This is a genomic window from Pseudomonas sp. LBUM1649 (assembly GCF_059716155.1).
Genome location: NZ_CP166807.1, coordinates 4314015 through 4334416 on the forward strand (window position 1 = coordinate 4314015; position 20402 = coordinate 4334416).

Below are 20402 nucleotides of genomic sequence, written 5' to 3' on the forward strand. Positions count from 1 at the left end.
CGTCACGCTGACTCTATGGGTGATTGGCATTGATAATAACGGCGTGATCGCGCATTACAGATGATAAGCAATGAAATCAATGCTCGGTGGCACATCATCAGGCTCACCAGAGGTAGGCCGCTGGCCCTATCAATGCCATCGATGTTCACAATCACGTCAATGAAGTTCTCTTAAAAAATCCGCGGCGTAACATTGGCTCCATACCAACCAACAACACCCCGGAGCACACGATCATGAAACGCCAAACCCTCCTCAGCATCGCATTCTCGGTTTTTGCAGTTAACGCTTTTGCCGCTACTTCTGTTCAGCCTGTTGTCGCTGAAGGCGGCTCGGATCGTCTGATTGAAAGCCGAGTGGCTGAAGGTGGTTCGGATCGTTTGATCCAGAATCGTGTAGCTGAAGGTGGCTCTGACCGCCTGATCGAGAATCGCATCGCTGCTGATGGTTCTGACCGTTTGCAAGGCAACACCGTAGCCGCCGATGGTTCCGACCGCCTGCAAGGCAACACCGTAGCCGCCGATGGTTCCGACCGCCTGCAAGGCAACACCGTAGCCGCCGATGGTTCCGACCGCCTGCAAGGCAACACCGTAGCCGCCGATGGTTCCGACCGCCTGCAAGGCAACACCGTAGCCGCCGATGGCTCCGACCGTCTGCAAGGCAACACCGTCGCCTGAATCCATCGCTTCACCGCGCCAAAAACAAGCCCGGCCTGATCAGCCGGGCTTTTTCGTGTTCTCTGCATTTCAGCCTGCATGATGTGAGGCAATACTCACACACCGTCCAGCGCGGCGGGGACGCATCGACTGCTATTAGCCTGGGAGCCGAACGTATTCCGGGCAGAATTTTTATGTTTGCTACTATCAATGGACGGCGTCGAAGCTGAGGTCCGGGGTTTGCACAGTCGGCTTGCATTTGCCTGGCATTGATCCACTCATTTCAAATCTGCCTGACCACTGGGAGCTGTGATGCGCACTCCACTATTTTACGTGTTGTCAGCGGTGCTTTTTCTGAGCGGCCCTCCCTGCGTGGCGCAGGCAGCGGATACAGCCCCCACCCCAACAGCTAACGTTGCTGGTACAGCACCGGTCACGGCGCCCGCCAAAGATCCGGTATTTGCCCAGGAACAGCTGGATCAAATGCTGGCGCCGATTGCGCTCTACCCGGACCCACTGCTGGCGCAGGTACTGATGGCGTCCACCTACCCTGGGGAAGTGGCCGAAGCGGTCACCTGGTCCAAAGCTCACCCGGACGCCAAGGGCGATGACGCGGTCAAGCAAGTGGCGAACCAGCCCTGGGACCCGAGTGTGCAGGCGCTGGTTGCCTTCCCGCAGGTTTTGGCAACGCTGGGACAGGATCCCGTCTGGGTACAACGCCTGGGTGATGCCTTCCTGGCGCAGCCCGACGATCTCATGAATGGAGTGCAACGCTTGCGTCATCAGGCCCAGGCAGCAGGCAACCTGCAGAGCAACCAGTATCAGAACGTGACGATCCAGAACGTTGCGGCACCGGCACCCGCACCGGCCGCCACGACCACAACTGCGACCCCGGCCCCTGCTCAGGCCCCTGCCAGCAGCAGCTCCACCATCATCATTCAGCCGTCCGACCCTCAGGTGGTGTATGTCCCCACCTATAACCCGACAACCACGTACGGCACTTGGGCCTATCCCGCGTCGCCTCCTGCGTACTATCCACCGCCGCCCGCCTATTACCCCGGTCAGGCGCTGATGGCCGGGCTGGCGTTTGGTACCGGGGTGGCGATCGTCGGTGCGCTGTGGGGTGATTGTGACTGGGGCAATAACGACGTCGACATCGACGTCAATCGCTACAACAACATCAACGCCAACAACCGAATCACCAATAATCAGAACAAGTGGCAGCACAACTCCGCCCATCGCAATGGCGTGCCCTATCGAGACACCAGAAGCCGTGAACAGTACGGTCGGCAACTGGACGGTGCCACTCAGCGTGCAGCTTATAGAGGGGAAAATGCCCAACGAGCCCAGGCTCGTGATAGAGCCCGTAGTTCAATGGACAGCCACGGTATCGAACGACCTGCCACCAGCAACCTCGAAGCCCGCGATCGGGCGCGCGAAGCCCAGTCCCGGGCCTCGGCCAGCAATCGGATGCAGGCCGGTACAGACAGACCGAAAGCGTCCGATAGACCGAAGGCATCGGACAGAAGCCAAGGCGCTGCCAGAAACACTCGGGAGAATCAGCAACCGAGGAATCAGGCCAACCAGGCGAATCAACGCGCACAGGGCAATTCTCAGGCGCGCCAGACGGCGCAAAACCGCCAGACCGCGCCGGCCGCCAATAGAGGCGGTGCCCGCAACAATGCCTTCGCCGGCGCGCGCTCACCGTCCCAGGCCAACCTGCAAGCCAATCGTGGCCGGGCCAGCCAGGCATCCTATCAGCGCCCCAGCGCCTCGCGAGCAGCCGGCCATCAGATCAGTCGGCCGTCCAGTCCACCAGCGCGTTCAAGGGGGGGCCGCCGTTGAATAACCATCCTCGAGTAAAGGCACGCAAGGGCGTGATTGTGCATGCCTTGGCGATCACTGTCGGCCTGGCATGGTCGTGCATTGTCGTGGCGCAGCAGGAGTTTCCAACGCCGGAAAAGGCCGCTCAAGCGTTCGTCGAAGCATTGGGTACGAAAAACGCCGATCAGAAACGCCTGACCGAGTTGCTGGGTGAAGATTGGCGCAGTTTCATCCCTCGCGACGGCGCGGAACGCGAAGACGTGGAGGCATTTTTGAAGCAATACCACGAGCAACATCAGATCGAAAAAACCGGCGACAACAAGGCGATTCTATCGGTGGGAAGTGACCACTGGACACTGCCGATACCCATGGTAAAAGGCGCGAACGGTTGGCGCTTCGACGTCAAGGCCGGTAGTGCCGAACTTCGTGCACGGCAAATTGGCCGCAACGAGCTGGCCGCGGTGCAATCGGCACTGGCCTATCACGATGCCCAGATGGACTATGCCTCGGTGGATCGCGACGGGGACGGCGCACTCGAGTATGCGCAGAAAATCTTCAGCACCCCCGGCAAGCACGACGGACTCTATTGGGCGGACGACGATAGCGGGCAGATCAGCCCGGTGGGCCCCTCGTTCGGCAAAACCATTGCCGGCGAAGCCTGGCATGGTTACCACTTCCGCATCCTGCTTGGCCAGGGGCCTTCTGCACCGGGCGGAGCCTACAGCTACCTCATCGGTGACAAGATGAGCCGCGGCTTTGCACTGATCGCTTGGCCGGCGAAATACGGTGAAACCGGGGTGATGAGTTTCATGATCAGTCATGAAGGGCAGGTCTTCGAAAAAGACCTGGGACCTGGTGGTGAAAAGTTGGCGCCGGCGATGAAGCGCTTTGATCCGGATGACAGCTGGACAGAAGTGCCGGCCGATCAAGAAAAGCCGGATTGACTCAAACCTCAGGCGCAAGAGTCAATGAAACCGGGCGCGCAAGACGCCCGTTGATCGTTCCCACGCTGTGCGTGCTAATGCATCCTGTGACGCTCCGCGTCACCATTGCGCCAATTGCGCATTACTTGCCTCTAAATCTGACATTATTGCCCACGCACGCCATCGCTCACTTCAACAATGATGGCTAACGGCTACTCTCTCCCCGATTTCTCTTACACACCTCAACCAACCCAAAAAACAACAAATGACCCTGTGGCGAGGGAGTTTGCTCCCGTTCAAACGTCCCGTGCTCGTGTGCAACCGGAGCAAGCTCCCTCACCACAGGGTCATCGTCAGGCTTGCCTGATTGGCATCAGCCCCACCTCTGCTTCATCCTGCACCTTTCATCAGTAGCGGGCAAAGGTCGTCAGCCACGTTTTCGACGGGCTTTTTCATCCTCATCCAGCGCCTGGCGCACCAGCGCCCGCGCCGCCCAGGCGGTAGTGGCGAGTGATTCTGAGAGGCTCGCGCCACCGATATCGCGCACGGCGATCAACGCCTCGGTGCCCATGACGATCGACAGCGCCTGCTTCAGGCGTTTGCGCGCCCTTGGTGAAAGCACGTCTTTCATCGAGTCGACAATCGGCTCGATGTAGCTCAGGCGTCGGCCCGGTCGCAGGGGCTCGTGGGACTCGCTTTCGAGCCACACGGTCATGAACGAACGCTCCATCACGTGCAGGCCGATCTCGTCGTCGATCAAGAGTTTGTTCAACGCGTTCGCCGCCAGGCCCATGCCCTTTACCGGATCGTCACCCGGCCGCCAGATGCGCTCCAGCGGCGGCATGTCACGATCGGCCGCCGTCTCGCTGATCAACGCCTCAACCGTGGGAAAGTAGCGATAGGCCGTGGCGCGCGACACCCTGGCGCGCTCGGCCACTTGTGCAACCGTGGGGTGATGGCCCTCGTCGCGCAAGGCGACGGCGGCCTCTATCAGCGCTTGGCGGGTGCGCAACTTCTGGTTGACACGGCCTTGTAGATCGCCCTCGCCGATCGACGGGCTTGGCTTGGGTCTTGACTGGGGGCTCGACATGGAATAAATGATACCTTGTCTTGTAATGAGACTTAAGTCTCATAATAGACGCACGGCACGGGATCTGCCACCGCCCCTGTGCGCGGCACCTGCGGGCATCACGATTTCAGGGATTTTCCAGCAACTGAGCGCGCCTCCGGGCGCTTGAGGTGAATGCCATGAATCACAATCCCCGTTCGCGGGCCTGGTTTCGACTCGCTGCCCTGTACTTTGCCATTGGCGTGATGCTGGGGGTGGTGATGGGCGCATCCGGCGACCACTCGCTCTTCGCGGTACATGCCCACATCAATCTGTTGGGATGGGTGTCGATGGCACTGTTCGGCGTCATCGGCACACTGCACCCGTGCATGACCGAAGGTCGCGCCGCTGCAGTGCAGTTCTGGACGTACAACCTGGGCGTGCCGGTGATGCTCGGCGCACTGACCCTGCGCCTGAAGGGCTTCGCGTCGATCGAGCCACTGATTGGCGTCGCATCGATCCTGATTGGCGTGAGTGTGCTGCTTTTTGTCTGGCTGGTGTACTCGCGCATCGGCGTTGCTGCCGGATACTTGAGCCGCGCGACAGGCGAATCGCGCCTGTCATGACCCGGTAGCCGCTGCCGCGGGTGCCGTAAGCTCACCCGCGCAGGCGGTGCTTTGCCCAAGCAACCCCAGGCTCGTCACCCGGCTGCGCAACGGTGCCATTTAATCCGGGTCATGCTGATTGCCGGCGCCAGGCGCCGGGAGATGTGCCGAACTGGCGTTTGAATGCGCGACTGAACGCCGCTTCGGATTCGTAGCCAACTGCAAAGCCGATTTGCGCCACGTTCCCGCGACCTTCGCACAAGTGTTGAGCCGCCACGTGCATACGCCAGAGCGTCAGGTATTGCATCGGTGGCTGTCCGACCAATGCGGTGAATCGCTGGGCGAATACCGAGCGCGACATGCCCACCTCAAGCGCCAGGGTTTGCGCAGTCCAGCCCTCGGTCGGACGAGCATGGAGCAGCGCCAGTGCGCGCCCGATATGCGGATCGCGCAAACCCGCCAACCACCCGCGCCGCTCGGCCGGGAGGCTCGCGACATACTGGCTGACGGCTTCAACGAACAGCAATTCCGATAGTTTGGCGATCACCGCCGTCGAGCCGACACGCCCCGCCGCGATCTCACTCACCGCGAAACGGAATGAGCTTTCAATCCAGGCCCCCGAAGCCGTCGCGCGCACGTCCAGTTTCAATACCGATGGCAGCGACGAAAGCAACGGACTGAAGGGGGTTTCGGAGCCGAGGAATCCGCACAACAACTGTGTGGCCTCGCCGCCCCCGCCGTACTTGATTCGTGAAATGCCGCCAACTTGCGGCGGCGCAATGACGTCGCGCGCCGACATGGGCGCAATGCCCAGATCACTGCCAAAAGTATGAACGTCATTGCGAGCAAGCAGAATGAGTTCGCCTGCCCGCACGTCGAGGGGGGCGCCATCGTCGATGCGCAATTGCATGTGCCCCGCCGCGACAAAATGCGAGGCAATGATATGTCGAGGTGCCGCCAGGAACGGTTTGCAATCGTCGGCAGAGATTCTTCCGCTCATGCACCAGGGCGCAGTGAACTCCGCCTCGAGGAACACCCCTCCAGACAGCCGGATCACACGCAAGACATCAGAAAGCGCATCCAGCAATTGCCACCCCTCCTTTGCGGAGTCTGGAGCAAGTAATCAGGCGCACCGGTCATTCTTCGCCTGAACGGCGAGGCCTAGATTAGCACCAACGCGGACTCAGCGATCGAGGCTCTTCCCAGAGGCTCTCCCCAGAAGCTTCACCCAGGGTCATTGGCTCCGACGGCAACCGTAACCGCCCCATTGCAACTCGACCTGGAAAGCAGGAGATCGATATGAACACCTTCGCGACCCTACCCACCCCTGATTCGGGCAACGCCGCCCGTTACGCTCAACTTGTCAGATCATCGAAGAAAGCCGAATGGCAGATCGATCGTGATTTGCTGCAGGACCGGCGTTTCGACTTCTCGCGCAAATTCTTGCCCGACTCACTGTCGCTGGTCGACCGCCTGACCTTTCTCGCCGCGCACGAGGCGCGCCTGCTCAGTCAGATTCAAGGCCGGACCTATGCGTACCTCTTTGGCCTGGTCGAGCGCTTTATCAGTGCCAAAATGCTCGATCAAGGTCGCGCCCATGTATTTGACGATCAGCTCGCACTCGAAGCGCTGGTGCGCTTTTCCAACGACGAGATCAAGCATCAGGAGCTGTTCCGGCGCATGGAGACGATGATTGGCTCGCAATTGCCAGCGGGATATCGTCAGGTGGCCGATCCAAACGAAGTGGCGCGCGCGGTACTGGCGGCGAGCACCTGGTCGGTACTGGCGCTGACCTGTCATATCGAGCTGTTCGTTCAAACGCACTACGCGCAAAGCATCGCCCCGCGCGAGGAGTTATGCCCACTGTTCAAGGACGTCTTCAAATTTCACTGGATCGATGAAAGCCGGCACGTCGTGCTCGATGAACTGGAGTGGAAGGCCGAGCACGCGAAACTTTCGCCCACCGAGTGCGACCAGGCGGTGAACGATCTGATTGCGCTGGTGGCGGCCGTCGACGCCATCCTGCAGGCACAATCGGCATCCGATGCCGATTACTTTACTCGCAATGCTTCACGGTCATTCAGTGTCGACCAGACAGCGCGCATCAACGCCTGCGTGCTGAGCGCCTACCGCTGGCAATACATTATCTCGGGCGTGCAGCATCCACATTTTGGCCGGCTACTGACGCGCATGACAACGCCAGCCCAGATGTCCAGGATCCAGACCGCACTGGCACCCATCATGAGCCGTTGATCGAGGATGGCAGCCATGACGATACCTATGTGGATGTTGCTTGGATTTGCGACCTGGACTTTGCTGCTGTTGATGGCAACCGTCGGGGTATATCGCTGGGTCAGAATACTGTTCTCGAATGTGCCGATTGCCTCTTTCCGAAGCGACCGGCTCGAAGGCGAGGATTGGTATCGGCGCGCAACCAGAGCGCACGCGAACTGTGTGGAAAATCTGCCTGTCTTTGGCGCGATCGTGGCCGTGATTTCAGCCCTTGGTATCGACGGCCCTGCCGTGAACTATTTGTCCATACTCATCCTGGTTGCTCGGGTGTGCCAGTCGCTGGTTCATGTCTGCCATGTGCAAACCAATAGGTTCGTGGCGGTTCGGTTTACCTTCTTTTTCGTTCAACTGGCCTGTTTGCTCACGCTCATTGTCATGGCCGCCTGTTTTGGCCAGGCTCCTACAGGCTGTGCCGCTGGTCGAGAGGACCTTGTTCTGTAGATGCAATCTAACTATCTTTGAGTCCATGGATTCAAAGAAAGGTAATGAGCATGGCCGTCGCCTCCCAGCCCCAATCTTTCAGTAAAAACCAATGCGTCACCGGCCTGCGCGCCGCCGTAGGCATTCTTGAAAAGTGGCACGCCAGCAGCGAGCAGGCCTGCCACATTCTGCGCATTTCCCGCAGCACCTACACCCGCGCGCGGCAGCATGACCCTGACTGGGCGGTGGCGCTGGATGCGGACCAGATGCAGCGCATCAGTTTTGTGCTGAACATTCACGCCACGTTGCGCCTGGTGTTCGACAACCCGGACAACGTGTATGGCTTCGTGTCGATGGCCAACGACAACGAGTTTTTCAATGGACGCTCGCCGCTGGCGATCATGGCCCAGGGCGACATGATTTCGCTGTATGAGACCTTTCGGCGCATCGATATGTTGCGGGGCGCGCAATGGTGAAGTTGAGCGCGCTGGCGGTGTTTGCCGGGCAGGCGTTGCAGGCTTACCGGCTGGTCAATTCGAAGTTTCCACCGATTGCGTTGTTCGATGACGTAGCGAACGCGGATGAATTTGAGGTGCTGTTCGAGATCCAGGCACTGACCAATCCCAGGTTGAAGAATGAGGTCGGTCAGCTTGAGTTGATCCCGCGGGGCGAAATCCCGTTCGGGATTGCTGGCTGCTCGTACGCCACCGCGCCCTTTACTCACATCAACCCGGCGGGCTCGCGGTTCAGCGATGGCAGCTTCGGGGTGTTGTATCTGGCGGATTCGATGGAAACCGCGCTGGCCGAGGTGCGGCATCACCAGAGCCTGTACTGGTCGAAGGTGCCGGGCCTGAACTATGAGCGGTTTGTGTTCCGGGGGCTGTCGTGTTCATTCATGGATACGGGGATGAAAGACGCCACTACCCTGCCGATCAATGATCCGGTGTATGCGCCTGACGATTACAGCCATTCCCGCACACTGGGCCGGGCTATTCGGAAGGCCGGTTGCCCGGGCCTGCGTTATCGCTCGGTGCGCCTGCCGGGCGGTGTTTGCTGGGCGTTGATGACGCCCAGGCCTGTCTCTTCGATCATCCAGACCGCCCATTACGAGATGGTCTGGAATGGTCAGATCACCAGCGTCAGCCAGATCAGCGAGGCCTGAGGGAAATCACGACCGGGTCTTCACCGTGGTGAACATTTTGATGCGGTCGTGGATTTCCTGGACGGTGTGGCGGAACGGTTCATGTCTTTCGCTGAGCGTCGGGTCTTCGAAATTCCACACGATGACTTCGTCGGACGCGGGCATGCGCGAGGTGTCTTCCGAGGATTTGTCACACAGCGTGATGACGTAGTGGAAGGGCCGATCTTCAAGCTCATCGATGGCTTTGCTGCGCAGCCCGGTGCTATCGATACCGATATGGTCCAGAGTTTCCAGGGTGCGCGGGTCGACTTCAGTCGCTTCAAGCCCGGCGCTGAAGGATTCGAAATGCTCGGAATCGGTGTGGCGCAGCAGTGCTTCGGCCATCAGTGAGCGAACATCATTGTGCGCGCAAACGAACAGCACCCGACGTTTGTCTGTCATGACTCTTTTCCCCCCTGATTCCATCTCGCGGACAAGTGTCCAGTCAGTTTAGACGCCAAGGCTTGGCGCGCCTGCAGCCATATTAGTGTTTGGACATCAGCCCATGCAGCACGCCCAGCCTCAATCCCGGTTCGGAGGGCGTCATGTGCAACACACCGAACACCTTGAACGCCGCCAACATCGTCACCAGGCCACCGGGCAGGATGCTCAGGCGATGGGCTTGCAAGCCCGCCAGCTTGAGTTGTTTGACATGCCCGACCTCCAGCAGTCGCAATGACAAGCGCAGCAGGCCGCTGTAGGTGATACCGCTTTGGCGGTCGTCGTTCAGCCCGTTGGCCTTGAGCACTTTGGCCAGCATCCGTGCGGTGCCGGAAGAGCCAATGACCTGCTGCCAACCCAGCGTTCGATAACGCCGTGCGACCTTTTCGAACTGCAGGGTGGCGACTCGCTCGGCTTCGAGCAGCGCCCTGGCCGTAATGACACCTCCGGCGAAGTAACGCGCCCCCAGAGTGCCGCTGCCGATGGCAATACTTTCGGTGACGAGCGGCTGTGAACCCTTGCCCAGAATCAATTCGGTGGAGCCACCGCCAATGTCCACCACCAGCCGCATGCGCTCGGGATCAGGAATCGTATGGGCAACACCGGCGTACACCAGGCGGGCCTCTTCATGCCCGGAGATGACATCGATACGAAACCCCAGGTGGCGCTCGGCGCTGGTGAGGAACAGTTGCGCATTCTCGGCTTCACGCACGGCACTGGTGGCCACCGCCCGCACCCGGCCCGCTTCGAAACCGCGCAGTTTTTTGCCGAAGCGTGCCAGGGCTTGCCAGCCGCGGTCCAGCGCCAGTTCGTCGAGCGCGCCGCCCTGCAAACCCTCCGCGAGACGGACGGGCTCACGCAGGGTTTTCACTTCCTGGATCAGGATCTGCTGGCTGTGCTTGACTTGCTGGCCAATCATCATGCGAAACGCGTTGGAGCCCAGGTCAATGGCCGCAAATAGCGAAGCGTCGCCTTTCATGGTGGGGTTCCTGGCAAATTCATCGGCCCGTGGACGAGTCTGATCGCCCGTGGCGGTTGCGCGGATGTTGCCATGGGTTCAGTGACACCCAGATGACACTGCGATTAATTGTGCTGCCTTATCTGCGTCACCGGTTCGTCACATCGCTGAAGCGCTCCTACACTTCAGAGGCTCATCATTGGCAACAACGCTTGCCGACCCGGCAAAAACACGATGCCGAAATCTCCACATCAGCCCGGGCCATGGCCAGGTTGAGGCGAACCTGCGCAGCGGCCGCTTCGCCATCGCGACCCAGTCGCTTCAAACATTCCACGTAGCCGTGCAGGCTCCACACATTGTCCAGGTGCCAGGACGCTCGACTGAGGGTGTTGTCCAGGCCCAGGTCGGCACGATAGGCCTGCAGGGCTTCTTCCACCCTGCCCTGTTCCAGCAACAGCGCGCCCAGTGCATGGCGCACCGGTTGCATCCAGCCCCAGGGCTCGTCGTAAGGCAGGTGATCGTCCAGCGATTGCGCCTCGCGCAGGTGGGCGAAGGCTTCGTCGAAGTTGCCTTTGCGGTACTCGATTTCACCGCGCAACATGCCCGCGGCCACGGCCAGGATATCGTTGCATTGGTTGTTGAAGAGGTAGCGAGTGTCCGGCACCCGGGCCCAGGCCTCGAGGAACAGGTGATGCTCGGTTTCGGCGCTGGCGACTTGCCCGCAGGCAGCAAAGGCCACGCCTTTGGCGTAGTGCAGCATGGCCGTGGTCACGCAGTACAGCGCCTGGTCGTCGGGCAGCGGTGTGGCGAGGATGTCTTGCCATCTACCGAAGCGGATCTGTACATGGACCTTCATCGACACGAAGCTTTCCAGCCAGTCGGCCATGGGCGGTTTTTCCACCCGCAGGAGGTCTTCCTTGATGGTATCGGCCAACTGCTCGGCGGCTTCCAGGGCCGGCTGGTACTGGCCGAGGAACATCGCCGAATAGAGTTTGAAATGGTAATTGTGGCTGCGGTACAGGGTGTAGAAGTTGATCGGCCCTTCCTCGGCCAGATAGAGGCTGTCGGCCTGGATTGCCCGGTGATTGGTGATCATGGCCCCGCGATAATCGCCGCAGAGTACGTCGATGTGCGACGGCATATGGCGCAAGTGTCCGGCGTCCGGCACCAGGTCGCGCAGAATATCGCCCGCGCGCAAGGCCCGTTCCGGGTACGGCGACATTTCCAGGGTGTGGACATACATGTGCAGCACGCCGGGGTGCGGTGCGTCGCCGTGTTGTTCCATGCGTTGCAGGGCCCGTTCGAGCACGGCCACTGTTTCAAGGGTATCGGCGCCGGCTGCCGGCTGACCGGTTTTCAGGTCCCACAACTGCCAGGGTGTGCGGTCGATCAGCGCTTCGGCGAACAGCGCCACCACGTCGGGATCGTCGGCAAAGCTGTGGTAGACATCGCGCATGGACGCAGCATAGGCATCGTTCCAGGTGAAAAGCTCCTCAACGCTACTCGCCTGCTCGGCCTGGTAGCGTTGCTGCAGCGCGCGGATCAGGGCCTGCTCAACTGGCGTCGCGCCGTCGAGGTGCACCAGCGCGATTTGCGTCGCCAGTCGCGCCTGGGCCACGGCCTCTTTGAGCTCTTGTTCGATGAAGGCGTCCCAGCGCTTGTTGTAGTTGGGCCCCGAGGCATAGGCGATGCCCCAGTAGGCCATCGCACAGTTGCGGTCGTGTTCCAGGGCCTTCTGGAAACAGCGGATGGCTTCGTCGTGGTTGTAGCCGTAGCACCACATCAGGCCACGGTCGAACCAGAGTTGGGCCTGGGCTGAACTGGTTGTCACGGGGCGGCTATAGCTGCCCAGATCGTAGTAGTCGTGCATCGGTTTATCCTCTCGATCAGAGTGTGGAACCTGCGAAAAACCAGCATACCCCTGCGCTCCTGATCGGGCGCCACAGCCGACGACAGGCTGCGTCGTATCATCACGCCCACCACAGGTGTGCCGCTGGCTATATCAATGCCATCGATGTTCACCATCACGTCAATGAAGTTCTCTTAAAAAATCCGCGGCGTAACATCAGCTCCATACCAACTGACAACACCCCGGAGTACACGATCATGAAACGCCAAACCCTCCTCAGCATCGCTTTCTCGGTTTTTGCAGTTAACGCTTTTGCCGCTACCTCTGTTCAGCCTGTTGTGGCTGAAGGTGGCTCGGATCGTCTGATTGAAAGCCGAGTGGCCGAGGGTGGTTCGGATCGTTTGATCGAGAATCGTGTGGCTGCCGATGGTTCGGATCGTTTGCAAGGCAACACCGTCGCTGCCGATGGCTCGGACCGCTTGCAAGGCAACATCGTCGCTGCCGATGGCTCGGATCGTCTGCAAGGCAACACTGTCGCCGCCGATGGCTCGGATCGTCTGCAAGGCAACACTGTCGCCGCCGATGGCTCGGATCGTCTGCAAGGCAACACTGTCGCCGCCGATGGCTCGGATCGTCTGCAAGGCAACACCGTCGCCTGAATTCATCGCTTCACCGCACCAACAAAAAGCCCGGCCTGATCAGCCGGGCTTTTTCGTCGTTGTAATCGTCTATCCTGTGTGCCCGATTCTACCCTTGCCGCCATCCCGCCGGAGACATCTGTGCCGACCCTGACAGCCCGAGAGGTTTACCAGCAACTGCGCGATGCCGCCCTGGGCTTGCGCCCGCTCAAGCGCTTTGATGAGCAACCCGGCCCGGTACTGGTCGACATCGAGGGTTGGCGCTTGAGCCTCGATGTCGACCACACTCACCTGCGCCACTGCCTGTATTGCCAGAGCGCGGACGGCCGAGTGTTCGACGGTGGGCAGCGTTTCGGTACCGACCCTGTGAGTTTACTCAGCACCTGGGAGCTGGCGCAGATCGAGCGGATACTGGCTGGCGACTGAGTCCGGGCCGGGCGATTGCGAAAGTGCTCGTTGAACTATCGTTCATCTGACTCAGCTGTGATACATAGGACTTGATGCGCATCCCGTGCCCGAGAGGTTGCTTATGCTCCACTGCCCACGCTTGCCACAAGTCCTGACTTGCTCGCTGTTCGGCTTACTCGCCAGCGTCGCCAATGCCGCCACGCCCTCCCCGGCACCCGAAACGCTGCAGCCACTGCTGAACACCATCAACGAGCGCCTGAACATTTCCGATCTGGTGGCGCTGACCAAGTGGGACAGTGGCAAACCGATCCAGGATACCGTCCGGGAAACCCTGCTCATCAATAACGCCCGGAAGCAGGCAACCGGTAGCAACGTGAATCCGGACGAAGCCGCCGACTTGATCGCCGCACAGATCGAAGCCAACAAACTGGTGCAGTACGGACTGATCGCGCAATGGCAAGCGGCGCACAAGGCACCCGACTTGCCACGGCCGGACCTTAATCAACTGCGGGTAAAACAGGATGAGCTGCAAGCCCGTCTGTTGCAGCAATACGCCGATTTCGTGCCCTATCGCGTCGACCCGGAATGCCCGCAGTGGCTGGCTGAGCAGCGCTCGGGGCTGATCAAGGATGCCCTGCATGGCCAGGCGCTGATTCGCGCTACGGGGGAATTGTGCGTTACGGATCTGTAATCGAAGCCAATTTGTAGGAGCAGGCTTGTCGGGTCGCCGCATCGCAGCGATGGCGGCCTGACAGCCGACCCTTTTCTTTCGGCGTACATATCCATTCCTGCGGTCACGGCCACCTATGGTTTCGCCCTTACGGCGAGTCACTTGGAAAAGCCCCAAGTAACCAAGGGCTCTTGCCCCTGGCGTTCGGTGCCTCGCTGTGGCTCGGCATACCCTCGCTCCGGTCCTGCTCCGTGGGCCCGCCGCGATCGGCCATCCATGGCCGTGCGCGGCTAAACCGGCATCCATGCCGGTTTACCCACTGCGCAGAACCGGAACGAAGCCTCTCGATATAGGTTGTCCGTTCCTTTCCTCTTCCATACTTCGGTGTCTGGAAGTCAGTTTTAATCAAGGGAAGGAGCATGCACCTGTGGGCTACGAATATGCCTCTCAAGCACGCGATGATTACCTCCTCACCTTCGAGCCCACAGGTGCGCTTGCGCCCTCTAACGAATACTCAGGGAAAGCCCGACACGGCTCTCTATATCGCTTTCGCTGGACGTAAGCATGCATGTTCCTGCATGTACTTTAGCGCCTGTGGAGGTTGTTGATGCAAACGCTCCTGTCTCAGAAATTCACTGCTTATGTCGGAATAGATTGGGCAGATACCAAGCATGACGTGTGTTTGCAGGTCGCGGGGGAAACCCGGCGGCACTTCTCTGTCATCGACCACACACCCCAATCGATTGATCGTTGGGCGAAATCGTTGTTTGAGCGCTACGGCGCTCCGATCGCGATTGCTCTTGAGCTCAACAAGGGCCCGTTGGTGGCGGCCCTGCAAAAGTACGAGTTCTTTTGCCTGTTTCCAATCAATCCGAGCACCTTGGCCAAACACCGTAAAACCTTTGTCCGCAGCGGTGCCAAGGATGATCCGACCGATGCTCAATGGGCGCTTGAGTTGTTGCTCACCTATCCCCAACGGTTTGCGCAGCTGATGCCGCAAAGCCCGGCCATGCGTATTTTGGCCAGCCTGACAGAACATCGACGTGCACTGGTTGATGAGCGAGTGAAGGTCAGCAACCGCTTGATCTGTACGCTCAAACAGTATTATCCATTGGCCCTGGAGCTGTTTAGCAGTCATGACACCGTGGTGTTCTGTGACTTTCTGATGCGCTGGCCCACGCTTGAGCACATCAAGCGTTCTCGCCAGAGTACTTTTCTCAAGTTCTTTAATGAGCACAACGCTCGTCACGCTCAACTCAATCAAACGCGCTGGGAAATCATCACCCAAGCGATGCCTTTGACACAGGACCCGGGGGTAATACGTCCTTCGCAGTTGTACGCAACAGCCTTGGCGTCGCAACTTAAAGGGCTCCTTTCCACCATCAAGGATTTTGATCGCGAGATCGAAGAAACGGCCAGCACCTTGGCCGATTACCCGATCTTTAAGGCACTCCCTGGCGCCGGCCAACATCTTGCGCCGCGCCTGATGGTGGCTTTTGGTGAACAGCGTGATCGATTTAGCGACGCCAATGCGATGCAGCGATATGCCGGAATCGCACCCGTTACCGAGCGTAGCGGAAAGAAGAAAGTCGTGTATTGGCGCTACCAATGCTCAACCTTCTTGCGTCAGACCTTTGTCGAATGGGCCGCTCACAGCATCACTCAATCAACGTGGGCCGAGGCTTATTATCGGCAGCAGCGGGCTAAAGGCTGCTCATACCAGGCGACCCTGAGAGCACTTGCTTTCAAGTGGATCAGAATCGTCTATCGCTGCTGGAAAAACGGCACCGTCTATGACGAAATGGCTTACTTGCAGGCTTTAACGCGGCGCGGATCAACGTTGGTAGAGGCGCCGATGGAGGTAGTCACAGGTTGACGGACAGGCTCAGGGCGTGAGGGGGCAAGAAAATCAACAGCCAAAGCAAAAGCCAAAGCGAGGCGGCCTGCCGGCCGGCCTGATCGGGAGCCGTACGTATTTCCCCTGTAGGAGCCGGCTTGCTGGCGATGGGGCCGTTGAATGTTTCATCAGGCTATCGAGGCGCCTTCGCCGGCGAGCATCCCAAAGAACCCCGATGTAAAACACCCTTTACATTCACAAAAACTCCAGCGAATATGTAAAGGTACTTTTACATCAGGACGATGCAATGAAACGCTACTACATGGAAATGGGCGCAGCGCTGGCGCTGTACATGGTGTTCTTGATCCTTTCGCTGACCCTGCTCAAGAATCCGCAAGACCTGGGTACCGGTTTGCGTATCGTCATCACGTTGTTGCCAGTGATTCCAGCGGCGCTGATGTGTTGGGCCATCGTACGGATGATGCGTACGCTGGATGAAATGCACCTGCGCATTCAATTCGAGGCGCTCGGGTTTGCCTTCGCCGCTTCCGCGTTGCTGACATTCAGCTACGGTTTTCTGGAGAATGTCGGCTTCCCCCACATCTCCTGGATCTGCGTATGGCCGGTGATGGGCTTGATGTGGATCATCGGGCTTGCCCTCGCCCGACGTCGCTACCAATGAAAAACCGACTCAAAGAACTGCGTGCTGAACGCAAGTGGTCGCAGGTGGATCTGGCGGCGATGCTCAATGTCTCGCGACAGACCATCAACGCCATCGAAAATGGCCGCTATGATCCAAGCCTGCCGCTGGCGTTCCAGATCGCCCGGACGTTTGCATTGCCCATCGAAAGCATTTTCGACGATGAGTTCACCGGCTGATCCATGGCGCCCAGCAGGCAAGCTTTGCACAACAACAAAAAACAGGAGTTGAATATGTCTGAACTGCAACTGCACCCCAAAGCCGCAGAATCCTTGAGCCTGTGGCACGGGATGATCCGCACCGGCGATTTGAAGGCCTTGCCTGCGCTGCTGGACCCGCAAGCAGTGTTTCGCTCGCCAATGGCGCACACGCCCTATCCGGGTGCGCCGGTGGTTTCGATGATTCTCAACACGGTGTTCAGCGTGTTCGAAGATTTCACCTATCACCGCGAACTGGCGAGCGCCGACGGCTTGAATGTGATCCTCGAATTCAGCGCCAGGGTCGGCGAGAAACAGCTGAAGGGCATCGACATGATCCGCTTTGACGAGCAAGGAAAAATCGTCGATTTCGAAGTGATGGTCCGACCCCTCAGTGGCTTGCAGGCGCTGGGCGAGGAAATGGGCCGGCGCCTCGGCGCCTACCTGGCCGCCAGCAAAGCCTGATCGTTGTGCAGCGCCTTGGCTGTTTTTTCGGGTTTTTTGTCCTAACGGAATGAGATCGCGTGCTTCCAGGATACTCAACCGATTCTCCGATCCCAGCCCGAACGAACAACCGAGGCGTGCATGCTCGCCCCCCCGAACAAAAAATCCTGCCCACGCCCGCAGCGCGCACCCCCTTCTAAAATTAACCGGCAGCAAGATGCAGCACGACTCAGGCCAGAAGACGTATCGCCTCTTGCTCGGTCTGAGTTTCAAGCCGCTGGAAAACCTGTTGGTGTGGCTGATGTGGCTGATCGTGGCGTACGGGATACTGATCAATACCCAAACCCTCGCCGACCTCGGCAGCGGGTTGGCGAGCATCTGCACATGCTTAATTCGCCCATCGGGCATGACCAGCCGGTACGTGAAAGTCTTATTCCGCGATGACTCTATTTCTTACTGCACATCTCGATGTCGTTCTGTACTTTTAACTCAGTGTCGATCCCGAGCCTATACCTGCAGTAGTCGATGATCCACTTTCGTTCTTTGTCCGTAAGACGTTCGACTTCCCTGATCTCACCATCATTGGCGTGGATGTTGTAAAACCTCATCTGAAACGTCGGGTATTTCTTGATGAACAAGTGGGTCTCAATATCGCCATCTTCAAGGGATTCGTAGTAGCCGAGGTAGAGCACAGCCAGCACCGCCAATACCGCGGCAATCAACAACTTTTTCATTCTCGCGGCGCCGGAGGGGGCAACAGATGGGTCTTGACTCTAAGATTTCTCACCAACTCCATCCCGATATTACCCGGACAGATTTTTCCTTCGGAAGCCTGCCCTGGGTACTCCCTATGCCCACCAAAATGTTTGATAACGAACACGCTTTTCAGCGAATCGATCAGGTGCATCAGTGCGACAATTTGAGCCGCCGGAATCACGTTTGTGGTGCTGTAGCCGATGCTGTCGAGGGCGATGCGCCCCTTGGCAACCCAGTCGCCCCCTTCTTCCGGCGTTGTCAGGTTTTCCAGTAGTACAATACCGATCAACCCAGTGTTGAACTTCCAAACGCTCGAACCCTGAAGCCGGATATCACGACCTTCGAAAATCTGTCCGGTGCAGTCGATCCCGTAGTGATAGCCGATATCGTCGTACTTCTGACTCAGATGACCCTTTTGTATCTCCTGCATCTGTTCTGCACCGGGTGTGCAGCTATGACTTCGCCCTGCATGGTGCAGGGCAATCATGGAGTAATCCCAATCCATGACCATGCCCGTCTTGCCGTTCAGCGCTCCCCAGGATGATCGTTCGACGAACGTTGCGTTCAGTGCTCGAACCTTTTTGATAATCGCCTCGCGTGTGGCGGCGCGATCATTAACGGTGATGGAGACAGGAATTGCCGGCTGGCCCGGTTTCACCTCCTGCGCTTTTGCTGTCGTCGTAAAGGTCGCTCCGCTCATAGGGTCGCCTCCGAAAACTCAGTCAGCTCGCGCGCAGGGGCCTGGAACATCACGTGAAGCTCGATCATCGAGCCTGCAGTAGGTGCCTCGACAATAGCTATGCCGTTAGTGTCTGTGAGACCTATTTTCCGGCATCCATCAACCAGCGCAATGTAAGTCCGGTTAGCCAGCGGCTGACCAGTGCGGCTATCGGTGATGGCGAAAGATTTTGCGAAGTGAGTTGAAGTTGGGGTGGGAATCCCGACGCTCGACGCTTGGACAGAGGCATGCACAGAGTTGGTTGCAACAGTAGTGTATTGAGTAGTTGAACCGTACACCACATGATCAGCGCAACTACAGGCTACCTTATCGCCCGTTGCAATATAGGGTTGTTGTTCAGACCAGTCAAAAGCCGTCCCTATGATAGGGAACGCCCCCTTACACTTACTGCAACGAGCGAGGTCGCCCGTTTGAGCAATTGCTTTATTACCTTCAAACCATGTTGCCGAAGCCGATAGGACTTCGCCGTATGTGGTTTTGTCTCCAAGACAGGCTAATGCTCTCAATCTGAATCCCTCTGCAATTTCGATGCTCCTTATCCTTGGAGCTTTTTGGTGGTGATAATCAGGACAATGAGGGCGAGAAGAACGGCCAACTGTTCGATGATAGAGCCTGGTTCATCGAAAGTAAGTAGGACGTTTCTGATTCAGTCCCTTGGAATGCAGCGGCCATCAAACGCAGGTTTGAAGAACGGAACACAGAAGGACAGTGGCCCTGCGCAAATGCCGCATCCCCGGCATAAGGCCAGCCCTACACAATGCAAACATGTTGCGTGTGCGCAAGCCGAGCGTCGATGGCATCATCACCCGCTTCGAAGGTTTCGATGCCGACGGTGAATGGGTCATCCCGTTGTTCGGCGTGCCCTGGCCGAAACCGCCACTGTCCTGATCGACTAAGGAAGCGTCCTGATGCGTATCAAATCACTGCTGGCCTGCGCCGGCGTGCTCCTGAGCCAAATGGCCGTGGCCGACGCCCTGCCCCAGCGCTGGGTCAGCGCCGGTGGCGCGTTCAGCGAATGGGTGGTCGCCCTCGGTGGCCAGGGCAAACTGGTGGGTGTCGACAGCACCAGCCAGTACCCGCGCTCATTGCACAGCCTGCCGAGCATCGGTTACCAGCGGGCGCTAGCGGCCGAAGGCATCCTGGCGTTGAAACCGGACATCCTGGTGGGCAGCGCTGAAATGGGGCCGCCGCCGGTACTGGCGCAACTCAAGGCTGCCGGTGTGCGCATCGAGCTGCTGTCGATCAAGGCCAATGTGCCCTCGTTGCAACACAACCTGACCGAGCTCGGACAACTGCTCGGCAAACAGGCTGAAGCACAGGCGCTGATGGCCGGTTACCAGCAGCGTCTGGAGCAACAGGCGGCGTGGGTCAAGCAGGTACAACAGCACAACCCCGCCCCTCGGGTATTGATGCTGCTCAGCCATGCCGGCGGCAATCTCCAGGCCGCCGGCAAGGACACCCTGGCCGCCTGGATGATCGATCAGTCCGGCGGGAAAAATCTCACCGACCACAACGGCTACAAGCCGGTGTCCAACGAGGCCATGCTGGCCCTGGACCCACAGGTGATCATTTTCGCCGGTGGCAAGCTTGAAGGCGATGCCGCGCGGGCAGCGCTGCTCGAGCAGAATCCGATCCTGGCGCAAACCACGGCCGGTCGTGAAGGTCGGGTGCTGATAATCGACCCGACGCTACTGGTCGGCGGTCTGGGTCCGCGAGTGCCGGACGCACTGAACACACTGTCGAAGGCATTCTATCCGTCGGCACAGGTGCAGACTGCCGAGCTCCAGACAACAGAGAGCAACCGATGACAGCCATCGTTC

Annotated in this window: 25 protein-coding genes; 17 read left to right on the forward strand and 8 right to left on the reverse strand. The window is 58.9% G+C overall.

Translation table 11 applies throughout. From position 1 onward, the window contains the following. Positions 1–233: 233 nt before the first annotated feature. The 3 genes from ACA058_RS19915 (at position 234) to ACA058_RS19925 (ending at position 3421) form a co-directional block, all read left to right on the forward strand. Positions 234–674 carry a hypothetical protein gene (locus ACA058_RS19915; protein WP_497635560.1) on the forward strand — a complete coding sequence of 147 codons (441 nt, stop codon included), beginning with the start codon at positions 234–236 and terminating at the stop codon, positions 672–674. 291 nt (positions 675–965) lie between these two features. After that, positions 966–2498 carry a DUF3300 domain-containing protein gene (locus tag ACA058_RS19920; protein WP_497635561.1) on the forward strand — a complete coding sequence of 511 codons (1533 nt, stop codon included), beginning with the start codon at positions 966–968 and terminating at the stop codon, positions 2496–2498. A gap of 38 nt (positions 2499–2536) precedes the next feature. Then, complete coding sequence (locus ACA058_RS19925) at positions 2537–3421, forward strand: DUF2950 domain-containing protein (RefSeq protein ID WP_497639971.1); 885 nt, start codon at positions 2537–2539, stop codon at positions 3419–3421. A gap of 406 nt (positions 3422–3827) precedes the next feature. Here ACA058_RS19925 and ACA058_RS19930 read toward each other — a convergent pair whose 3' ends face one another. Beyond that, positions 3828–4490: a TetR/AcrR family transcriptional regulator gene (locus ACA058_RS19930; protein WP_497635562.1), complete on the reverse strand. Its 663-nt coding sequence runs from the start codon at positions 4488–4490 to the stop codon at positions 3828–3830. Positions 4491–4648: 158 nt separating this feature from the next. Between ACA058_RS19930 and ACA058_RS19935 the strand changes: the two genes are divergently transcribed. Continuing rightward, a complete protein-coding gene (locus tag ACA058_RS19935; RefSeq protein WP_497635563.1) occupies positions 4649–5074 on the forward strand; it encodes a hypothetical protein in 426 nt (141 codons plus the stop codon). Positions 5075–5183: 109 nt separating this feature from the next. Here ACA058_RS19935 and ACA058_RS19940 read toward each other — a convergent pair whose 3' ends face one another. Beyond that, positions 5184–6140: an AraC family transcriptional regulator gene (locus ACA058_RS19940; RefSeq protein ID WP_497635564.1), complete on the reverse strand. Its 957-nt coding sequence runs from the start codon at positions 6138–6140 to the stop codon at positions 5184–5186. Positions 6141–6352: 212 nt separating this feature from the next. On the opposite strand from ACA058_RS19940, the gene ACA058_RS19945 reads away from it, so the two are divergent. Genes ACA058_RS19945 through ACA058_RS19960 form a run of 4 tightly spaced genes read left to right on the forward strand, consistent with a single transcriptional unit; the run spans position 6353 to position 8927 of the window. Next, positions 6353–7306: a diiron oxygenase gene (locus tag ACA058_RS19945; RefSeq protein WP_497635565.1), complete on the forward strand. Its 954-nt coding sequence runs from the start codon at positions 6353–6355 to the stop codon at positions 7304–7306. Between the two features lie 15 nt (positions 7307–7321). Beyond that, a complete protein-coding gene (locus ACA058_RS19950) occupies positions 7322–7786 on the forward strand; it encodes an MAPEG family protein (protein ID WP_497635566.1) in 465 nt (154 codons plus the stop codon). Positions 7787–7836: 50 nt separating this feature from the next. Then, positions 7837–8241 carry an antitoxin Xre-like helix-turn-helix domain-containing protein gene (locus tag ACA058_RS19955; protein ID WP_497635567.1) on the forward strand — a complete coding sequence of 135 codons (405 nt, stop codon included), beginning with the start codon at positions 7837–7839 and terminating at the stop codon, positions 8239–8241. After that, on the forward strand, positions 8235–8927 hold the full coding sequence (locus tag ACA058_RS19960) for an RES family NAD+ phosphorylase (protein WP_497635568.1): 693 nt from the start codon (positions 8235–8237) through the stop codon (positions 8925–8927). Before ACA058_RS19955 ends, ACA058_RS19960 begins: the two co-directional genes overlap by 7 nt. A gap of 6 nt (positions 8928–8933) precedes the next feature. On the opposite strand, the gene ACA058_RS19965 is transcribed toward ACA058_RS19960, so the two are convergent. The 3 genes from ACA058_RS19965 to ACA058_RS19975 form a co-directional block, all read right to left on the reverse strand. After that, positions 8934–9347: an arsenate reductase ArsC gene (locus ACA058_RS19965; protein WP_497635569.1), complete on the reverse strand. Its 414-nt coding sequence runs from the start codon at positions 9345–9347 to the stop codon at positions 8934–8936. A gap of 82 nt (positions 9348–9429) precedes the next feature. Beyond that, the gene (locus ACA058_RS19970; RefSeq protein WP_497635570.1) at positions 9430–10365 is read right to left on the reverse strand and encodes a Ppx/GppA phosphatase family protein; all 936 of its coding nucleotides are present in this window, start codon (positions 10363–10365) and stop codon (positions 9430–9432) included. 175 nt (positions 10366–10540) lie between these two features. Further along, complete coding sequence (locus tag ACA058_RS19975; RefSeq protein ID WP_497635571.1) at positions 10541–12214, reverse strand: tetratricopeptide repeat protein; 1674 nt, start codon at positions 12212–12214, stop codon at positions 10541–10543. Positions 12215–12450: 236 nt separating this feature from the next. On the opposite strand from ACA058_RS19975, the gene ACA058_RS19980 reads away from it, so the two are divergent. The 7 genes from ACA058_RS19980 (at position 12451) to ACA058_RS20010 (ending at position 17108) form a co-directional block, all read left to right on the forward strand. Then, positions 12451–12852 (forward strand): hypothetical protein, encoded by a 402-nt coding sequence (locus ACA058_RS19980; protein ID WP_497635572.1) that lies wholly within the window; start codon positions 12451–12453, stop codon positions 12850–12852. A 120-nt stretch (positions 12853–12972) separates the two neighbouring features. After that, positions 12973–13257 (forward strand): DUF7693 family protein, encoded by a 285-nt coding sequence (locus ACA058_RS19985; protein WP_497635573.1) that lies wholly within the window; start codon positions 12973–12975, stop codon positions 13255–13257. A gap of 103 nt (positions 13258–13360) precedes the next feature. Next, a complete protein-coding gene (locus tag ACA058_RS19990; protein ID WP_497635574.1) occupies positions 13361–13930 on the forward strand; it encodes a chorismate mutase in 570 nt (189 codons plus the stop codon). A 586-nt stretch (positions 13931–14516) separates the two neighbouring features. After that, a complete protein-coding gene (locus ACA058_RS19995; RefSeq protein WP_497635127.1) occupies positions 14517–15785 on the forward strand; it encodes an IS110 family RNA-guided transposase in 1269 nt (422 codons plus the stop codon). A 268-nt stretch (positions 15786–16053) separates the two neighbouring features. Then, a complete protein-coding gene (locus tag ACA058_RS20000) occupies positions 16054–16428 on the forward strand; it encodes a hypothetical protein (protein ID WP_497635575.1) in 375 nt (124 codons plus the stop codon). Next, positions 16425–16625: a helix-turn-helix transcriptional regulator gene (locus ACA058_RS20005; RefSeq protein WP_180203326.1), complete on the forward strand. Its 201-nt coding sequence runs from the start codon at positions 16425–16427 to the stop codon at positions 16623–16625. The genes ACA058_RS20000 and ACA058_RS20005 overlap by 4 nt, the downstream gene beginning before the upstream one ends. Before the next feature lie 54 nt (positions 16626–16679). Next, entirely contained in the window at positions 16680–17108 is a 429-nt protein-coding gene (locus tag ACA058_RS20010) for a nuclear transport factor 2 family protein (RefSeq protein WP_497635576.1), read from the forward strand. A 425-nt stretch (positions 17109–17533) separates the two neighbouring features. Here the strand turns inward: ACA058_RS20010 and ACA058_RS20015 are convergent, their stop codons facing one another. The 3 genes from ACA058_RS20015 to ACA058_RS20025 are packed head-to-tail and all read right to left on the reverse strand — an operon-like array spanning position 17534 to position 19088. Beyond that, positions 17534–17821 (reverse strand): hypothetical protein, encoded by a 288-nt coding sequence (locus ACA058_RS20015; RefSeq protein ID WP_497635577.1) that lies wholly within the window; start codon positions 17819–17821, stop codon positions 17534–17536. Beyond that, complete coding sequence (locus tag ACA058_RS20020) at positions 17818–18543, reverse strand: N-acetylmuramoyl-L-alanine amidase (protein WP_497635578.1); 726 nt, start codon at positions 18541–18543, stop codon at positions 17818–17820. The genes ACA058_RS20015 and ACA058_RS20020 overlap by 4 nt, the downstream gene beginning before the upstream one ends. Beyond that, positions 18540–19088 carry a PAAR domain-containing protein gene (locus ACA058_RS20025; protein WP_497635579.1) on the reverse strand — a complete coding sequence of 183 codons (549 nt, stop codon included), beginning with the start codon at positions 19086–19088 and terminating at the stop codon, positions 18540–18542. The genes ACA058_RS20020 and ACA058_RS20025 overlap by 4 nt, the downstream gene beginning before the upstream one ends. 259 nt (positions 19089–19347) lie before the next feature. Between ACA058_RS20025 and ACA058_RS20030 the strand changes: the two genes are divergently transcribed. Both ACA058_RS20030 and ACA058_RS20035 read left to right on the forward strand, forming a co-directional pair. Further along, positions 19348–19470, forward strand: coding sequence for a hypothetical protein (locus ACA058_RS20030; RefSeq protein ID WP_497635580.1), 123 nt, complete (start codon positions 19348–19350; stop codon positions 19468–19470). Between the two features lie 20 nt (positions 19471–19490). Continuing rightward, the gene (locus ACA058_RS20035) at positions 19491–20390 is read left to right on the forward strand and encodes a heme/hemin ABC transporter substrate-binding protein (protein WP_497635581.1); all 900 of its coding nucleotides are present in this window, start codon (positions 19491–19493) and stop codon (positions 20388–20390) included. The last annotated feature ends 12 nt before the right edge of the window (positions 20391–20402 follow it).